At 57.7% G+C, this 16,799-nt stretch carries 13 protein-coding genes; 8 read left to right on the top strand and 5 right to left on the bottom strand.

The features are described from left to right. The first annotated feature begins 191 nt into the window (after window positions 1-191). From dnaA to dinD, 5 genes are all read left to right on the top strand, one after another. Window positions 192-1,712: a chromosomal replication initiator protein DnaA gene (dnaA, locus tag BLU46_RS16060; RefSeq protein WP_063033748.1), complete on the top strand. Its 1,521-nt coding sequence runs from the start codon at window positions 192-194 to the stop codon at window positions 1,710-1,712. Window positions 1,713-1,751: 39 nt separating this feature from the next. Continuing rightward, complete coding sequence (gene dnaN, locus BLU46_RS16055; RefSeq protein WP_003213582.1) at window positions 1,752-2,855, top strand: DNA polymerase III subunit beta; 1,104 nt, start codon at window positions 1,752-1,754, stop codon at window positions 2,853-2,855. Between the two features lie 20 nt (window positions 2,856-2,875). After that, the gene (gene recF / locus BLU46_RS16050; protein WP_003213585.1) at window positions 2,876-3,979 is read left to right on the top strand and encodes a DNA replication/repair protein RecF; all 1,104 of its coding nucleotides are present in this window, start codon (window positions 2,876-2,878) and stop codon (window positions 3,977-3,979) included. A gap of 4 nt (window positions 3,980-3,983) precedes the next feature. Beyond that, complete coding sequence (gyrB, locus tag BLU46_RS16045) at window positions 3,984-6,407, top strand: DNA topoisomerase (ATP-hydrolyzing) subunit B (protein WP_017477902.1); 2,424 nt, start codon at window positions 3,984-3,986, stop codon at window positions 6,405-6,407. A 164-nt stretch (window positions 6,408-6,571) separates the two neighbouring features. Beyond that, window positions 6,572-7,159: a DNA damage-inducible protein D gene (gene dinD / locus BLU46_RS16040; RefSeq protein WP_231988890.1), complete on the top strand. Its 588-nt coding sequence runs from the start codon at window positions 6,572-6,574 to the stop codon at window positions 7,157-7,159. Window positions 7,160-7,490: 331 nt separating this feature from the next. Here the strand turns inward: dinD and BLU46_RS16035 are convergent, their stop codons facing one another. Continuing rightward, window positions 7,491-8,213 (bottom strand): response regulator transcription factor, encoded by a 723-nt coding sequence (locus tag BLU46_RS16035; protein ID WP_093203405.1) that lies wholly within the window; start codon window positions 8,211-8,213, stop codon window positions 7,491-7,493. A gap of 171 nt (window positions 8,214-8,384) precedes the next feature. On the opposite strand from BLU46_RS16035, the gene BLU46_RS16030 reads away from it, so the two are divergent. The 3 genes from BLU46_RS16030 to BLU46_RS16020 all read left to right on the top strand — a co-directional run bounded on the left by BLU46_RS16030 (window position 8,385) and on the right by BLU46_RS16020 (window position 12,207). Further along, entirely contained in the window at window positions 8,385-8,636 is a 252-nt protein-coding gene (locus BLU46_RS16030) for a hypothetical protein (protein ID WP_063033744.1), read from the top strand. A gap of 274 nt (window positions 8,637-8,910) precedes the next feature. Beyond that, window positions 8,911-9,897: a FecR family protein gene (locus tag BLU46_RS16025; protein WP_374106780.1), complete on the top strand. Its 987-nt coding sequence runs from the start codon at window positions 8,911-8,913 to the stop codon at window positions 9,895-9,897. 18 nt (window positions 9,898-9,915) lie between these two features. Then, entirely contained in the window at window positions 9,916-12,207 is a 2,292-nt protein-coding gene (locus BLU46_RS16020; protein ID WP_093203401.1) for a CHASE2 domain-containing protein, read from the top strand. Between the two features lie 180 nt (window positions 12,208-12,387). On the opposite strand, the gene BLU46_RS16015 is transcribed toward BLU46_RS16020, so the two are convergent. The 4 genes from BLU46_RS16015 to glyQ all read right to left on the bottom strand — a co-directional run bounded on the left by BLU46_RS16015 (window position 12,388) and on the right by glyQ (window position 16,786). Continuing rightward, window positions 12,388-13,158 carry a lysophospholipid acyltransferase family protein gene (locus BLU46_RS16015; RefSeq protein WP_010168506.1) on the bottom strand — a complete coding sequence of 257 codons (771 nt, stop codon included), beginning with the start codon at window positions 13,156-13,158 and terminating at the stop codon, window positions 12,388-12,390. 84 nt (window positions 13,159-13,242) lie between these two features. Next, complete coding sequence (gene gmhB / locus BLU46_RS16010; RefSeq protein ID WP_172834592.1) at window positions 13,243-13,782, bottom strand: D-glycero-beta-D-manno-heptose 1,7-bisphosphate 7-phosphatase; 540 nt, start codon at window positions 13,780-13,782, stop codon at window positions 13,243-13,245. Beyond that, entirely contained in the window at window positions 13,782-15,836 is a 2,055-nt protein-coding gene (gene glyS / locus BLU46_RS16005; RefSeq protein WP_093203397.1) for a glycine--tRNA ligase subunit beta, read from the bottom strand. Before glyS ends, gmhB begins: the two co-directional genes overlap by 1 nt. Continuing rightward, window positions 15,833-16,786, bottom strand: coding sequence for a glycine--tRNA ligase subunit alpha (gene glyQ / locus BLU46_RS16000; RefSeq protein ID WP_003213601.1), 954 nt, complete (start codon window positions 16,784-16,786; stop codon window positions 15,833-15,835). The genes glyS and glyQ overlap by 4 nt, the downstream gene beginning before the upstream one ends. Window positions 16,787-16,799: the final 13 nt, after the last annotated feature.

Here is a 16,799-nt window from a genome sequence, read left to right as displayed (position 1 = left end):
GACCCCACTTGTACAACGAGCTTAGGGGCGCTTATCCACAGAGCTTATGCACAGACCATTTGTCGCCTTTTTTACGGTTAAGGCATTGATTCTTGGCGCCCTGTGAGCAACCTACATGTGGATAAGTGGACGGCTGGCCGCTACAATGGCGGCTGTTTTTGCCTCACCGGCTTTCAACTTAGGGGATATCCGTGTCAGTGGAACTTTGGCAGCAGTGCGTGGAGCTTTTGCGCGATGAGCTGCCTGCCCAGCAATTCAACACCTGGATCCGTCCGCTACAGGTCGAAGCCGAAGGCGACGAGTTGCGTGTCTACGCACCCAATCGTTTTGTTCTCGACTGGGTCAACGAGAAATACCTGAGCCGCGTTCTCGAATTGCTCGATGAACATGGCAACGGGCTTGCTCCGGTGCTCTCCTTATTAATAGGCAGCAAACGCAGCTCGGTACCTCGTGCTGCGCCGAATGCACCGTTGGCAGCCAGTGCCTCCCAGGCTCAGGCCGCGGCGGCACCTGTTAATAACTCGCCGGCCCCGGTTGCCCAGACGCCTTCGAAATCGTCGTCGCAGAAAAACGCGCCTATAAATGAAGAGCCGTCCCGCGACAGCTTTGACCCAATGGCCGGCGCCAGCTCTCAGCAGGCCCCGGTTCGTGCTGAACAGCGCACCGTCCAGGTAGAAGGTGCGCTTAAGCACACCAGTTACCTGAACCGCACGTTCACCTTTGAGAACTTTGTCGAAGGTAAATCCAACCAGCTGGCCCGTGCGGCTGCCTGGCAGGTTGCCGACAATCCCAAGCACGGTTACAACCCGCTCTTCCTTTATGGCGGTGTTGGCTTGGGTAAAACTCACTTGATGCACGCCGTGGGGAACCACCTATTAAAGAAGAACCCGAATGCCAAGGTCGTGTACCTGCACTCGGAGCGCTTCGTGGCCGACATGGTCAAGGCGCTGCAGCTCAATGCAATCAACGAGTTCAAACGGTTCTACCGTTCCGTTGATGCCTTGCTGATCGATGACATTCAATTCTTCGCCCGCAAGGAACGTTCCCAGGAAGAGTTTTTCCACACGTTCAACGCGTTGCTCGAAGGTGGCCAACAGGTCATCTTGACCAGTGACCGTTATCCGAAGGAAATCGAAGGCCTGGAAGAGCGCCTGAAGTCGCGCTTCGGCTGGGGCCTAACCGTCGCGGTAGAACCGCCGGAACTGGAAACCCGCGTCGCGATCCTGATGAAAAAGGCCGACCAGGCTAAAGTCGACCTGCCTCACGACGCCGCGTTCTTCATCGCCCAGCGCATTCGTTCCAACGTGCGTGAGCTGGAAGGCGCACTCAAGCGGGTCATCGCTCACTCGCACTTCATGGGCCGCGACATCACCATCGAGTTGATTCGCGAATCCCTGAAAGACCTGTTGGCGTTGCAAGACAAGCTGGTGAGTGTGGATAACATCCAGCGCACTGTGGCCGAGTACTACAAGATCAAGATTTCCGACCTGCTGTCCAAGCGCCGTTCGCGCTCGGTAGCACGTCCCCGTCAGGTAGCGATGGCGCTCTCCAAAGAGCTGACCAACCACAGCCTGCCGGAAATTGGTGATGTGTTTGGCGGTCGCGACCACACCACGGTCTTGCACGCGTGCCGCAAGATCAACGAACTTAAGGAATCCGACGCGGATATTCGCGAGGACTACAAGAACCTGCTGCGTACACTGACTACTTGATGAACACCAGCGCAGCTTATTAAGGCAAGGGACTAGACCATGCATTTCACCATTCAACGCGAAGCCCTGTTGAAACCCCTGCAACTGGTCGCAGGCGTCGTCGAGCGCCGACAGACCTTGCCGGTGCTTTCCAACGTATTGCTGGTTGTCGAAGGCCAGCAATTGTCCTTGACCGGTACCGACCTGGAAGTCGAACTGGTCGGTCGTGTCCAACTGGAAGAGCCCGCCGAACCTGGCGAGATCACCGTGCCGGCGCGCAAGCTGATGGACATCTGTAAAAGCCTGCCTAACGACGCACTGATCGACATCAAGGTTGATGAGCAGAAGCTGGTGGTCAAGGCCGGTCGCAGCCGCTTCACCCTTTCGACCTTGCCGGCCAACGACTTCCCGACCGTGGAAGAAGGTCCTGGCTCGCTGACCTGCAGCCTGGAACAAAGCCGACTGCGCCGTTTGATCGAGCGCACCAGCTTCGCCATGGCCCAGCAGGACGTGCGTTATTACCTCAACGGCATGCTGCTGGAAGTCTCCGAAGGCATCATCCGCGCCGTAGCCACTGACGGTCACCGTCTGGCCATGTGCTCGATGAAAGCCGATATCGGTCAGCCGGATCGCCACCAGGTGATCGTGCCGCGTAAAGGTATTCTGGAACTCGCGCGCCTGCTGACCGAGCCGGATGGCAATGTCAGCATCGTCCTGGGCCAGCACCACATCCGCGCGACTACCGGCGAGTTCACCTTCACATCCAAGCTTGTTGACGGCAAGTTCCCGGATTACGAGCGTGTTCTGCCTAAAGGCGGTGACAAGCTGGTGATCGGTGATCGTCAGGCCCTGCGTGAAGCATTCAGCCGTACCGCTATTCTCTCCAACGAGAAGTACCGTGGTATTCGCCTGCAATTGGCCAACGGCCAGCTGAAAATTCAGGCGAATAACCCTGAGCAGGAAGAAGCGGAAGAGGAAGTGGGCGTCGACTACAACGGCGGCAACCTGGAAATCGGCTTCAACGTCAGCTACCTGCTGGACGTGCTGGGCGTCATGACCACCGAACAGGTTCGCCTGATTCTGTCTGACTCCAACAGCAGCGCCCTGGTGCAAGAATCCGACAACGATGACTCGGCTTACGTTGTCATGCCGATGCGCCTGTAATCATGTTCAGCAGAAGCTAGATGTCCCTCAGTCGCGTCTCGGTCACCGCGGTGCGCAATTTGCACCCGGTGACCTTCTCCCCTTCCCCCCGCATCAATATCCTCCACGGCGCCAACGGCAGTGGCAAAACCAGCGTGCTGGAAGCCATTCACCTGCTAGGGCTAGCCCGTTCCTTTCGCAGTGCCCGCTTGTTACCGGTGATTCAGTACGAGCAATTGGCGTGCACGGTATTTGGCCAAGTCGAATTGGCGGAAGGCGGTCATAGCAGCTTGGGGATTTCTCGTGATCGCCAGGGGGAGTTTCAAATACGCATCGACGGGCAGAATGCTCGCAGTGCCGCGCAGCTGGCGGAAATCCTGCCACTGCAACTGATCAACCCAGACAGCTTCCGCTTGCTGGAAGGCGCGCCAAAAATCCGCAGGCAATTCCTCGATTGGGGAGTGTTCCACGTGGAACCGCGTTTCATGGCCACTTGGCAGCGCCTGCAGAAGGCCCTGCGGCAGCGGAACTCATGGCTGCGGCATGGTACACTTGACGCCGCTTCGCAAGCGGCCTGGGACCGGGAACTGTGCCTGGCCAGCGCTGAAATAGATGAATACCGCCGCGCCTATATCAAAGCCTTGAAACCAGTCTTTGAACAGACCTTGAGCGAGTTGCTTGAACTCGAGGGGCTGACGTTGAGCTACTACCGTGGTTGGGACAAAGACCGGGAACTGAGTGCAGTGCTCGCCACGTCCTTACAACGGGATCAGCAAATTGGTCACACCCAGGCCGGACCACAACGGGCTGATTTGCGCCTTAGATTAGGCGCACATAATGCTGCGGACATCTTGTCCCGCGGTCAGCAGAAGTTGGTGGTTTGCGCGCTGCGTATCGCCCAGGGGCATCTGGTTAGCCAGGCCCGGCGCGGGCAATGTATTTATCTGGTGGATGACTTGCCGTCCGAGCTGGACGAGCAGCACCGCCGCGCGTTATGCCGCTTGTTGGAAGACTTACGCTGCCAGGTGTTTATCACCTGTGTAGACCACGAATTATTGAGGGAAGGCTGGCAGACGGAAACGCCAGTCGCTTTGTTCCACGTGGAACAAGGCCGTATCACCCAGACCCACGACCATCGGGAGTGAAGGCATGAGCGAAGAAAATACGAATACGTACGACTCGACCAGCATTAAAGTGCTTAAAGGTTTGGATGCCGTACGCAAACGTCCCGGTATGTACATCGGTGATACCGATGATGGCAGCGGTCTGCACCACATGGTGTTCGAGGTGGTCGATAACTCGATCGACGAAGCTTTGGCCGGTCACTGCGACGACATCAGTATCATCATCCACCCGGACGAATCCATCACCGTGCGCGACAACGGTCGCGGCATCCCGGTAGATGTGCATAAAGAAGAAGGCGTTTCGGCGGCAGAGGTCATCATGACCGTGCTCCACGCCGGCGGTAAGTTCGACGACAACTCCTACAAAGTATCCGGCGGTTTGCACGGTGTAGGTGTTTCCGTGGTGAACGCCCTCTCCGAACTGCTGGTGCTGACCGTGCGTCGCAGCGGCAAGATCTGGGAACAGACCTACGTTCACGGCGTTCCGCAAGAACCGATGAAGATCGTCGGCGAAAGCGAAACAACCGGTACCCAGATTCATTTCCGTCCTTCAGACGAGACCTTCAAGAACATCCACTTCAGCTGGGACATTCTGGCCAAGCGGATTCGTGAATTGTCCTTCCTCAACTCCGGTGTGGGTATCGTCCTCAAGGACGAGCGCAGCGGCAAGGAAGAGCTGTTCAAATACGAAGGTGGCCTGCGTGCGTTCGTTGAATACTTGAACACCAACAAGACTGCGGTCAACCAGGTGTTCCACTTCAACATCCAGCGTGAAGACGGCATCGGCGTGGAAATCGCCCTGCAGTGGAACGACAGCTTCAACGAGAACCTGTTGTGCTTCACCAACAACATTCCTCAGCGCGATGGCGGTACTCACCTGGTGGGTTTCCGTTCGGCACTGACGCGTAACCTGAACACCTACATCGAAGCAGAAGGCCTGGCGAAGAAGCACAAAGTCGCCACCACCGGTGACGATGCCCGTGAAGGCCTGACCGCGATTATTTCGGTCAAGGTTCCGGATCCGAAGTTCAGCTCCCAGACCAAAGACAAGCTGGTGTCTTCCGAAGTGAAGACCGCCGTTGAACAGGAAATGGGCAAGTACTTCTCCGACTTCCTGCTGGAAAACCCGAACGAAGCCAAATTGGTTGTCGGCAAGATGATCGACGCGGCGCGGGCTCGTGAAGCGGCGCGTAAAGCCCGTGAGATGACCCGTCGTAAAGGTGCACTGGATATCGCTGGCCTGCCGGGCAAACTGGCTGACTGCCAGGAGAAAGACCCTGCCCTCTCCGAACTGTACCTGGTGGAAGGTGACTCTGCTGGCGGTTCCGCCAAGCAGGGTCGTAACCGTCGCACCCAGGCCATCCTGCCGTTGAAGGGTAAGATCCTCAACGTCGAGAAGGCACGCTTCGACAAGATGATTTCCTCGCAGGAAGTCGGCACCTTGATCACCGCTCTGGGCTGTGGCATCGGCCGCGACGAGTACAACATCGATAAGTTGCGCTACCACAACATCATCATCATGACCGATGCTGACGTCGACGGTTCGCACATCCGGACCCTGCTGCTGACGTTCTTCTTCCGTCAGTTGCCGGAGCTGATCGAGCGTGGCTATATCTACATCGCCCAGCCGCCGCTGTACAAAGTGAAAAAGGGCAAGCAAGAGCAATACATCAAAGACGACGACGCCATGGAAGAGTATATGACGCAGTCGGCCCTGGAAGATGCGAGCCTGCACTTGAACGACGAAGCCCCGGGCATCTCCGGTGAAGCGTTGGAGCGCCTGGTAAACGATTTCCGCATGGTGATGAAGACCCTCAAGCGTTTGTCGCGCCTGTACCCTCAGGAGCTGACTGAGCACTTCATCTATCTGCCTGCCGTCAGCCTCGAGCAGTTGGGCGATCACGCTCATATGCAGAATTGGCTGGCCCAGTATGAAGTCCGTCTGCGTACCGTTGAAAAATCCGGCCTGGTTTACAAAGCCAGCCTGCGTGAAGACCGTGAACGTAATGTCTGGCTGCCAGAGGTCGAACTGATCTCCCACGGCCTGTCGAACTACGTCACCTTCAACCGCGATTTCTTCGGCAGCAACGACTACAAGACGGTTGTTACCCTCGGCGCGCAACTAAGCACTCTGCTGGACGACGGTGCTTACATCCAGCGTGGCGAACGCAAGAAAGCGGTCAAAGAGTTCAAGGAAGCCCTGGACTGGTTGATGGCTGAAAGCACCAAGCGCCACACCATTCAGCGATACAAAGGTCTGGGCGAAATGAACCCGGATCAGCTGTGGGAAACCACCATGGACCCAGCTCAGCGTCGCATGCTGCGTGTGACCATCGAAGACGCCATTGGCGCGGATCAGATCTTCAACACCCTGATGGGTGATGCGGTGGAGCCTCGTCGTGACTTCATCGAGAGCAATGCCTTGGCGGTGTCCAACCTGGACTTCTGAAGGCGCAGCGAAGTTGCAATTGTAGGGAGGCTGTCTATGCCTCCCTTTAAAAACAACCCCGGCTATGTCCGGGGTTTGTCATTTTTAGAAACGGTAGAAAGGGCGATGGAAACCAATCATCTCTAAGGTCATGCTAAAAAGTGTGCCTCACTGAGGATGCGCAGATGACAGACAAACACATTGCTCAAAGGCACCACGAAACCTTTGAAGGTATCCGTCAAGTCGACTTCGACGGAAATGAATACTGGTTGGCGCGTCAACTGGCAAAGGTGTTGGATTATTCGCAGTATCGCCATTTCTTACCGGTTGTTGAGCGGGCAATGGACGCTTGTCGTAATAGCGGCCAGACGATTTCTGACCATGTGGAGGGTGTCCTCACAATGGTGGAAATTGGGTCAGGTGCTAAACGTCAACTGGAGGACCTGCGCCTCTCCCGTTATGCTTGTTATCTCATTGTGCAAAATGCCGATCCCGCTAAACCGGTTATTGCAAATGGACAGACCTATTTTGCCATTCAGACCAGAAGGCAGGAGTTGGGTGATAGTGAGGCGTTCAGGCAACTTGATGAAGACGAAAAGCGACTATCTATTCGTAATGAGCTTGCTGTTCACAACAAGCATTTGGCCGCAGCAGCCAAGGAGGCCGGTGTAGAAAGTGGGATGGATTTCGCCATCTTTCAAGACCACGGTTACAAGGGACTATATGGCGGGTTAGGTAATAGAGACATTCACGTCCGTAAAGGATTGAAGTAGAGTCAAAAGATTCTCGATCATATGGGTAGCACTGAACTTGCAGCCAATCTCTTCCGAGCGACGCAAACCGAAGAGAAATTACGGCGAGATCAGGTGGATGGTAAAAGCAGAGCGAACAACACGCACTATGAGGCAAGGTCCGACAAACCATAGAAGAGTTGGGTGGCACGATGCCTGAAGACCTGCCGAAACCTGCCAGTAGTATTCAGCAAATCGAGTCAGACAAGAGCAGGCTGCAAAACGGCAAACCGAAGAAGTGAGTTCACCGGGTACTGCAGGGTTAAATGCTTTGAGAAGGGTGGAGATTTATAAATGCTCCACGTGGAACATCTCAATCCTCGGCAGCAGATGTCACACTCTCCAACCGATACCCATACCCATAGATCGTCAGCAACTGCCACCCCCGCTCCGTCGTCAGTCCGAGCTTATTCCGTAGCCGATAAATATGCGTATCCAGCGGCCGTGACGACACCATTTCTTCATGAGTCCAAAACCGCTCATACAAATATTCCCGAGAAAGTGGTCGCGCCAGATTCTCAAACAGACACCGAGCCAGGCGATATTCGCGCTCCGTCAGGTTGATGGGCTTCCCTGCCCTGCTCACTGTGAGTTCAGCATCATCAAACGTCAGGTCGTTGAAGGTCAGCACTTCGCTGGCCGCGGACTTTTGCAGGCCGTGGCGCCGCAGAACGGCATTGACCCGTGCCTTAAGCTCGTTAGGGCGAAATGGCTTGCTGACGTAATCATCGGCGCCACTGTTCAGCGCCTGGACGATATCGCTCTCGGCATCGCGGCTGGTGAGCATGATGGCGGCGGGTGGCGCTTCCATGTGCTCGCGGGTCCAGCGCAGCAATGCCAGGCCGCTGAGGTCAGGCAGTTGCCAGTCCAGGATCAGCAGGTCAAAGGTTTCCCGGCGCAATTGGCGCAGCAGGTCTTCTCCACGCTCGAAGCAGTGCAGCGTCCATGGCTGATCCGCAGCGCTGGGGATTTGTCGCAGTGTCTGTTCCACCCGCCGCAGTTCAGCAGGTTCGTCATCCAGTATTGCGACACGCATGGCAGGGTCCTTTCTTATTGAAGAATGCAGGCAGGAATCTGAACAATTATGGCCAGATTCTCAGGCCCTCTGAATCTCTCGGTACGCTGATATCAAATGGCCGTAGCCATTCGAAATCGTCAATACCCAAGCTGGGAAGATACCGGCTCGAGACCTTCAGGAAAAGGATCAATGGCAATCTGGTTTTATGCTGTTTCGAGGCGTGTGATTGTTCTGGAAAAGATTAATGTGTGGGGGCGATTGGTATTGGTGGTAATGGCGGCAACCTTGGGGACCGAAACGGTGGGGGCATCGAAGCCGGTAATGCCTGCATCATTCGATGAGCGTCAAACCCTGAGTGAACCCGGTAACGGCATGGGCTTCGCCAACTCACCCTTTGAGCAGCTCAGCGAACAACAGCAGAACCAACGCTGGGTGTTTTAGCACCGCCAAATCTGAACAAATGTTGCGAATCGATCCGATGCACCTATCTTGTAGGTAAATTCGTTGTCGCTGGATGACACACGGATTGGGGCGAGGGAATTGCTCCGACACAGGGACGTGTCATCTTCTGCATAGATCCCACGCCCCAGACATTTCGGCTATCGACTGGATACCTCATCGAGTATCGTAGGCGGTATTCAAGGTCTTCCCGCGCAAGACGCTTCCTGAACGTGCTTTCTGATGACCCATTAGAACTAGAATCTTGATGAGCGCCATGACCTTTTTTCCCTGCCGATTCCGCTTTGCCATTTCTACCCTGTTGGGCTCAGGCTTGATCCTTACGCTTGGCGTCATGAGTATGCCGGCTTTCGCACGTCCCGCCCCTTCCCGCGCGCCCTACATTGACGACAACCAGATGTGCCGTCCGCAGCCTCTGCCGGCGGTGGTGCAGCATCTGACAGGCGAGGCTTGGAAGCTGGATGCCAAGGGCGTGTCTACTGCCTTGGAAGAAGGCATGGTCATTGATGAACAGGAGAGTGTGAAAACCTCACCGGACGCGTTTGTCAGCCTTCTGCTGGGAGACGGTTCGCGGATTGTCTTGCCGTCCAGCTCCCAGGTTCGACTGCACCTGGTCGAGGAGCAATCGATCCCTCAGGTCATTCTTGAAGAAGGTCAGGTTGAGGCGTATGTGATCAAGCGTGCCAGCGACTATGACCGTTTCCAGATCGTGACACCGGTAGGTGTGCTCGGTGTGCGCGGCACGCATTTCCGCGTACGCAACGACGGCGAACAATCACTGGTGGAAGTGCTCAATGGGCAAGTCGCGGTCAATCGTGATGATGCTCCACCGAGCCCACGACCGATCAAGAAGAAGCCCATTACCGGTCCGGTTGCGGGTGAAGTGAAGGTCGGTGCGAGGCAAGGTCTGGCATTCAAGAAACAAGGCGAACTCAAGCCCGTGGAATTGCTGGATGCGCCACGTCTGGTGGGCCAGGACGGGCAAAAAGGCGATGCGCCGGTATGGACGCTGTTCCTGCGTCCGTTAGCCGGTGCCCAGCGTTACAGGGCCCAGGTCGCGACCGATAAGGCGTTTCTGAACATCAAGCAGGAAAACTTCTCCGACAAGCCGCAAATGCACTTCACTGGGCTCAAAGCATCGTTCTATCACGTTCGTTTGTCGGCCTATGATGAACACGGGCTTGAGGGAGAAACCGGGGTCTATGACATCTTCTATTACCCGCCCGCGAACCGCGTGCAATAGTGCTCCGGACGCTAACCGGTGAGGCTGTGGCACAGGGCTGAAAAGCGTCAGCCGACCCAGGCTCAGCGGCTGTTCAATGGCCTGGTGCGCGAATGGCTCTGGGTCAGCCTGTTGTTGTTACCCATCACGGCATTCCTGTCACTGAGCCCGGGCTTTTCTCTCAACAACCTGCTGTATGACAGCCTCCGCCGCCTGGCGCCTTTGCCGGTGGATCCACGCATCTTGCTGGTGACCATTGATGACCGAAGCCTGAAGGAACTCGGCCAATGGCCTTGGTCCCGGCGTGTACACGCCGACCTGCTTGATCGGCTGAGCGCGGCCAAACCCACGAGTATTCTATTTGATGTGATCTTCAGTGAGCCTGCCCGGGAGCCGGCCAATGACCTGCGCCTAGCCGAGGCTATGTGCAACTCCGGCACTGTCCTGTTGCCGTTGATTCGCGAAGGCACGCCCCGCTACGACCAACCTGTGGCGCAAATCCTGCCGGTGCTGCCCTTGCGCGATTGTGCCAGGGGTGTCGGCCATATCAACGTTGAAGCTGACGGCGACGGTATCGTTCGAAGCCTGTATTTGCGCGAAGGCCCGCCAGGCAACATGACGCCCCAACTCGCTTGGTTGGCGTTTGAACTGAGTGGCCAGCCATCCGTCATGCCGGGAGCGCTCGGTCCGACGGACAGCAACACCTGGCAGCGTGAAAACTCCATTCGAATTCCGTTCATCGCCAGCCATGCCGGCTTTCCCAGCGTGCCGTATGTCAGCGTATTACGTGGCGAGGTGCCGCCTGAGCTGCTGAGAGACCGCTTGATCCTGGTCGGCGCCACTGCGCCGGGTATGGGCGACCGGTACGTCACGCCGCTGTCAGCCAGCGTCGGCACCACCCCCGGTGTGGAGATCCAGGCCAACATTCTCAATGGCTTGCTGCAAGGGCGTAGCATCGTCGACTTGCCTGCGTGGATGGCGACACTGCTGGCCATCGTCATGGTCGCGCTGCTATTGGGCTCGCTGTTGTTTCGTCCGCGTTATGCACTATGGCTAACCCTCGGTTGCATGAGCGCCGCGCTGCTCGGTTCCTGGAGCCTGTTGCGCCTGGGCCATTGGTGGTCCCCGGCGGCTTGCCTGATCGGCATGTTGCTCAGCTACCTGATCTGGAACTGGCGGCGCCTGAGCGTGATCCTGGCCTACTTCGGTTGGGAGCTGGCACGCCTGGACAACGAACCCAAAGTGCTCCCGGAGCGGCGTAGGGCGCCCGCCAACCAAGGTGATGTATTGCAGGGACGGATCTTTGCCCTGGAACAAGCGGTCAGCCGTACCCGGGACACGCGACGCTTTATGGCCGATGGCCTGGAGTGTTTGCCGGTAGCAACGTTGATTACCGACCCCAAGGGCAACGTCCTGCTGGCCAATCGGATTGCCCGTGATGTATTCGGCAATGAGCTGGTGGCGGAAAACCTCTTGGAGCAGCTCGCGGCATTGGGTTACCCACCGCTGCAGGAGGGCGTTCGCCCTGCCCTGTCGGCACTGGAAATTGTCGAATTCCGCGACACCCATAACCGTAGCTTGCGCCTCGACCTGGCCCCGCTACTGCCTGCGGACGGTGACGTGGCATTGGGCTGGCTACTCAGCCTCACCGACCTGAGCATTGAGCGCGATGCCCAGCAGCAGCGGGAAACCTTGCTGCGCTTTCTGTCCCACGACCTGCGCGCTCCGCATTCGGCGATCCTCGCCCTGTTGGATGTCCAGGACACTGCAGCACCAATATTTGGCCAGATCGAACAACAAGTCCGTCGCGCCCTGAACCTGACCGAATCATTCGTGCAACTGGCGAAAGCCGAATCTGACGGCTACCAATTCCAGCCCAGCCTGTTTGCCATGCTGGTGCTCGACGCATTTGATCAAGTCGCGGTGCACGCCCAGTTGAAAGGCATCCACCTGGTCCACGATCTGAATGAAGACGGCGAGGAAATGGTCTGGGCCGATCAATCGCTGCTGACCCGCGCCTTGTTCAACCTGCTGGAGAACGCGGTCAAATACAGTCCTTCGGGGACCACCGTGACGTTAAGCCTGACCAGCCGGGAAGATCGTTTGGAATGCCGCGTCAGCGACCAGGGACGAGGAATCGCTGCGCAGGACCTGCCAGAACTCTTCGCTCAATACCGGCGCTTCGCCTCTGCTCAAGGCAGTGAGGGATTGGGATTGGGACTGACCATGGTCAAGGCCGTCGTGGATCGCCATGGTGGGCGAATTGGCTGCGAAAGTGTGGTGGATGAAGGCACGACCTTCATCCTTCAGCTGCCATTGTGGAGAGAGTGAACGGCTGCTTTTTACCTGTGCATAAAAAACCGGTCTCAAGGACCGGTTTTTTAATGTGGAAAAAACTTATGCACCTTTTCCGCTGTTTTATGAGCTTGGGAAATATGTAAGTAAATCAGCAGCCTATAATTGAAAAAGCCCAATTCGCCAACAAACCGTACACAGGTTATCCACAGAAACTCAAATCACCGGAGTGTCGACAACAACCGGCTCCGGCGGCAGCGAACCCATGGCCCTTTGTTGCGCTTCATTCCATGCCTGGGCACGGTCGTTCAGCGCTGCAATAGCGCGTGGGCCTTCGCCCTCGGCATACATCGGTTCGCCAATCACTACAGTGATGGTGCCTTCACGCTTGGCCCAGCCCGTCTTTGGCCAGAACTTGCCGGCGTTGTGGGCAATCGGCAGCACCGGCAGGCCGGCGTTCACCGCCAAGGCCGTACCGCCGCGTGAGAACTTGCCCACAGTGCCATAGGGCACCCGCGTACCTTCGGGGAAGATCAGCACCCAAACGCCGTCCTTGAGCAGCTCGTCGCCCTTCTTCGCCACATGCTTGAGCGCTGCCTTGGGGTTGTCGCGGTCGATGGCGATCGGACGCAGCATGGCCATGGCCCAGCCGAAGAACGGCACATACAGCAGCTCACGCTTGAGCACCTGACTCAAGGGCGAGAAGTACGCAGACAGGAAGAAGGTTTCCCAAGTGCTCTGGTGGTTCGACAAAATCACGCAGGGCTGGTCAGGGACGTTTTCGGCGCCCTTGATCTCGAAACGAATGTTCAGGAACACCTTGGTCAACCACAACGCGCAGTTGCACCAAAAGACGTTGATGAAACGATAGCGCGCCTTGAACGGCAGAAAAGGCGCGATAAAAAAGCTCAGGGTGCACCAGAGGAAAGAACTGGTGCCCAGCAGCAGGTAAAAGAAGAAGGTTCTGATGGCCTGCAAAATCGACATGGCGGCATTTACCGTTGCGGGACAACGCCCGCCTGTTAAAAGCGCGCTCCCGAACAATCCTTGGTCAGGAAGTCAGAAGTGCTGCTAGTTGTTGATAAGTTCTGCGGCAACCGCCGCCAGATCGTCAAAAATCAAGGTACCTACCGGCAGGGTTTTAGCCTGGGTCTTTTCGCCTTTCCCGGTTTTTACCAAAACTGGCTGAGAGTCGACGGCTTTGGCAGCTTCCAGGTCACCGAGGCTGTCCCCGACAAACCATAGACCAGCCAATGGCACGTTGTAATGTTCAGCAATAGTTTTAAGCATACCCGGTTTGGGCTTGCGGCAATCGCAGCCTTCATCCGGGCCGTGCGGGCAATACACCACCAGCCCTACTTCACCGCCCTGCTCGGCCACGAGTGCGCGCAGGCGCGCGTGCATGGCGTCGAGGGTGGCGATGTCGTAGTAGCCGCGGGCGATGCCGGACTGGTTGGTTGCGATAGCCACCGTCCAGCCCGCTTTGCTCAACTGCGCGATGGCCTCGATCGAGCCGGGCAGTGGAATCCATTCCGCCACCGATTTGATGTAAGCGTCGGAGTCGTAATTGATCACTCCGTCCCGATCGAGAATCAGCAGTTTCAACATGATCAGCCCAGTACGGAAATGTCAGCGATATTGATGAACAAGCCACGCAGACGCGCCAGCATGGCGTAGCGGTTTTTCCGCACGCCCGCATCTTCGGCATTGATCATCACCGCTTCGAAGAACGCATCCACCGGCTCACGCAAGGTGGCCAGGCGCGCCAGTGCTTCGGCGTAGTTACGTTCGGCGATCAGCGGCTTCACTGCGTTTTCTGCCTTGGCGATGGCCGAGTTCAGCGAGAACTCCTTGGCATCGGCAAACAGGCCTGGGTCGACTTCGGCATTGCCGAGGTTGTCGGCCTTGCTCAGCAGGTTCGACACGCGCTTGTTCACCGCGGCCAGGGCACCGGCTTCCGGCAGCTTGCGGAAGGCCTGAACGGCTTGTACGCGCTGGTCGAAGTCCAGCGCCGAACCCGGTTGCAGGGCACGTACCGACAGGTACACCGAAACGTCCACGCCTTCGTCTTCGTAACGCGCACGCAGGCGGTCGAACACGAACTCCAGCACTTGCTCGGCCAGGCCCGCTTGCTTGACCTTGGCACCGAACTGGCCGACAGCGAACACCACGGCCTGGGTCAGGTCGAGGTCGAGCTTCTTGTCGATCAGGATCCGCAGCACACCCAGGGCCGCACGGCGCAGGGCATACGGGTCTTTGCTGCCGGTAGGCAACATGCCGATACCGAAGATACCAACGAGGGTATCCAGCTTGTCAGCGATGGCCACGGCCGCACCGGTGAGGGTGGTCGGCAGCTCGGCGCCAGCACCGCGCGGCATGTACTGCTCGTTCAGCGCCAGGGCGACGTCTTCCGGCTCGCCGTCATTCAGGGCGTAGTAGTAACCGGCAACACCTTGCATCTCCGGGAACTCGCCGACCATCTCGGTGGCCAGGTCGCACTTGGACAGCAGGCCGGCACGCGCAGCCCAGGCAGCATCGCCACCAATGCGTGGCGCGATGTAGGCGGCCAGCTTGGAAACGCGCACGGCCTTGTCGTAGACGCTGCCGAGTTTTTCCTGGAACACCACGTTTTGCAGGCGCAGGTTGAAGTCTTCGAGCTTCTGCTTTTTGTCTTGCTTGAAGAAGAACTCGGCGTCAGTCAGGCGCGGGCGAACGACTTTCTCGTTACCGGCGATGATCTGCTGCGGGTCCTTGCTTTCGATGTTGGCCACGGTGATGAACCGAGGCAGCAACTTGCCGTCGACGTCCAGCAGGCAGAAGTACTTCTGGTTGTCCTGCATGGTGGTGATCAGTGCTTCCTGCGGCACGTCGAGGAAACGTTCTTCGAACGAGCACACCAGCGGCACTGGCCATTCAACCAAAGCGGTCACTTCGTCCAGGAGACTTGGCGGAACGATGGCGGTGCCTTCCTGCTGGCGGGCCAGCTCTTCGGTGCGCTTGCTGATCAGCTCGCGACGCTCATCGGCATCGGCCAGCACGTACGCGGCACGCAGGTCAGCGGCGTAGTTGGCCGGCGAGGTGATGCGCACGGCTTCAGGATGGTGGAAGCGGTGACCACGGGAATCACGGCCGGCCTTCTGGGCGAGGATGGTGCAGTCGATGACTTGGTCACCGAGCAGCATCACCAGCCATTGGGTTGGGCGCACGAACTCTTCCTTGCGCGCACCCCAGCGCATGCGCTTCGGGATAGGCAGGTCGTTCAGGGAATCTTCAACGATGGTCGGCAACAGGCTGGCAGTTGGCTTACCGGTGATGACCTGGCTGAAGCGCAGTTTCGGGCCGCTCTGGTCGATCTCGCTCAGCTCGACGCCACATTTCTTGGCAAAACCAAGGGCGGCTTGAGTCGGGTTGCCTTCAGCATCGAAAGCGGCCTGGCGTGGCGGGCCGTCGAGGTTGATGCTGCGGTCCGGCTGCTGGGTTTCCAGCGCGGTGAGCAACACCGCCAGGCGACGCGGTGCGGCGTAGACCTTCTTCGCTGCGAACTTCAGGCCAGCGGTTTGCAGGCCTTTTTCGATACCGGCCAGAAACGCGTCGGCCAGGGTGTTCAGTGCCTTGGGTGGCAGCTCTTCGGTGCCCAGTTCAACCAGGAAATCTTGAGCACTCATTGTGCAGCCTCCAGCTTAGCCAACACTTCATCACGCAGATCCGGGGTTGCCATCGGGAAGCCCAGCTTGGCGCGAGCCAGCAGGTAGGCTTGGGCGACGGAACGCGCCAGGGTGCGTACACGCAGGATGTATTGCTGGCGCGCGGTGACCGAGATGGCACGGCGAGCATCCAGCAGGTTGAAGGTGTGGGATGCCTTCAGAACCATTTCATAGCTTGGCAACGGCAACGGCTGATCCAGTTCGATCAGGCGCTTGGCTTCGCTTTCGTAGAAGTCGAACAGCTCGAACAGTTTCTCGACGTTGGCGTGTTCGAAGTTGTAGGTCGACTGCTCCACTTCGTTCTGGTGGAACACATCGCCATAGGTCACCTTGCCGAACGGGCCGTCAGCCCACACCAGGTCGTAGACCGAATCCACGCCTTGCAGGTACATGGCCAGGCGCTCGAGACCGTAGGTGATCTCGCCGGTCACCGGGTAGCACTCGATGCCACCGGCTTGCTGGAAGTAAGTGAATTGCGTCACTTCCATGCCATTGAGCCAGACTTCCCAGCCCAGGCCCCAGGCGCCCAGGGTTGGCGATTCCCAGTTGTCTTCGACGAAACGGATGTCGTGGACCAGCGGGTCCAGGCCGACATGTTTCAGCGAACCCAGGTACAGCTCCTGGAAGTTGTCCGGGTTCGGCTTCAGTACCACCTGGAACTGGTAGTAGTGCTGAAGGCGGTTCGGGTTTTCGCCGTAGCGGCCGTCAGTCGGGCGACGACTGGGCTGCACATAAGCGGCGTTCCAGGTTTCCGGGCCAATGGCCCGCAGGAAGGTAGCGGTGTGGAAAGTGCCGGCGCCTACTTCCATATCGTAGGGCTGAAGTACCACACAACCTTGCTCGGCCCAGTATTGCTGGAGGGCGAGGATCAAGTCTTGGAAGGTACGCACGGCTGGCGTAGGCTGGCTCACGAAATTCACCTGT

The sequence above is a fragment of the Pseudomonas yamanorum genome (genome assembly GCF_900105735.1).
Taxonomy (GTDB): Bacteria; Pseudomonadota; Gammaproteobacteria; order Pseudomonadales; family Pseudomonadaceae; genus Aquipseudomonas; species Aquipseudomonas yamanorum.
The sequence above is the reverse complement of the archived record's forward strand: the minus strand, read 5'-3'. Positions and strand labels throughout refer to the sequence as shown.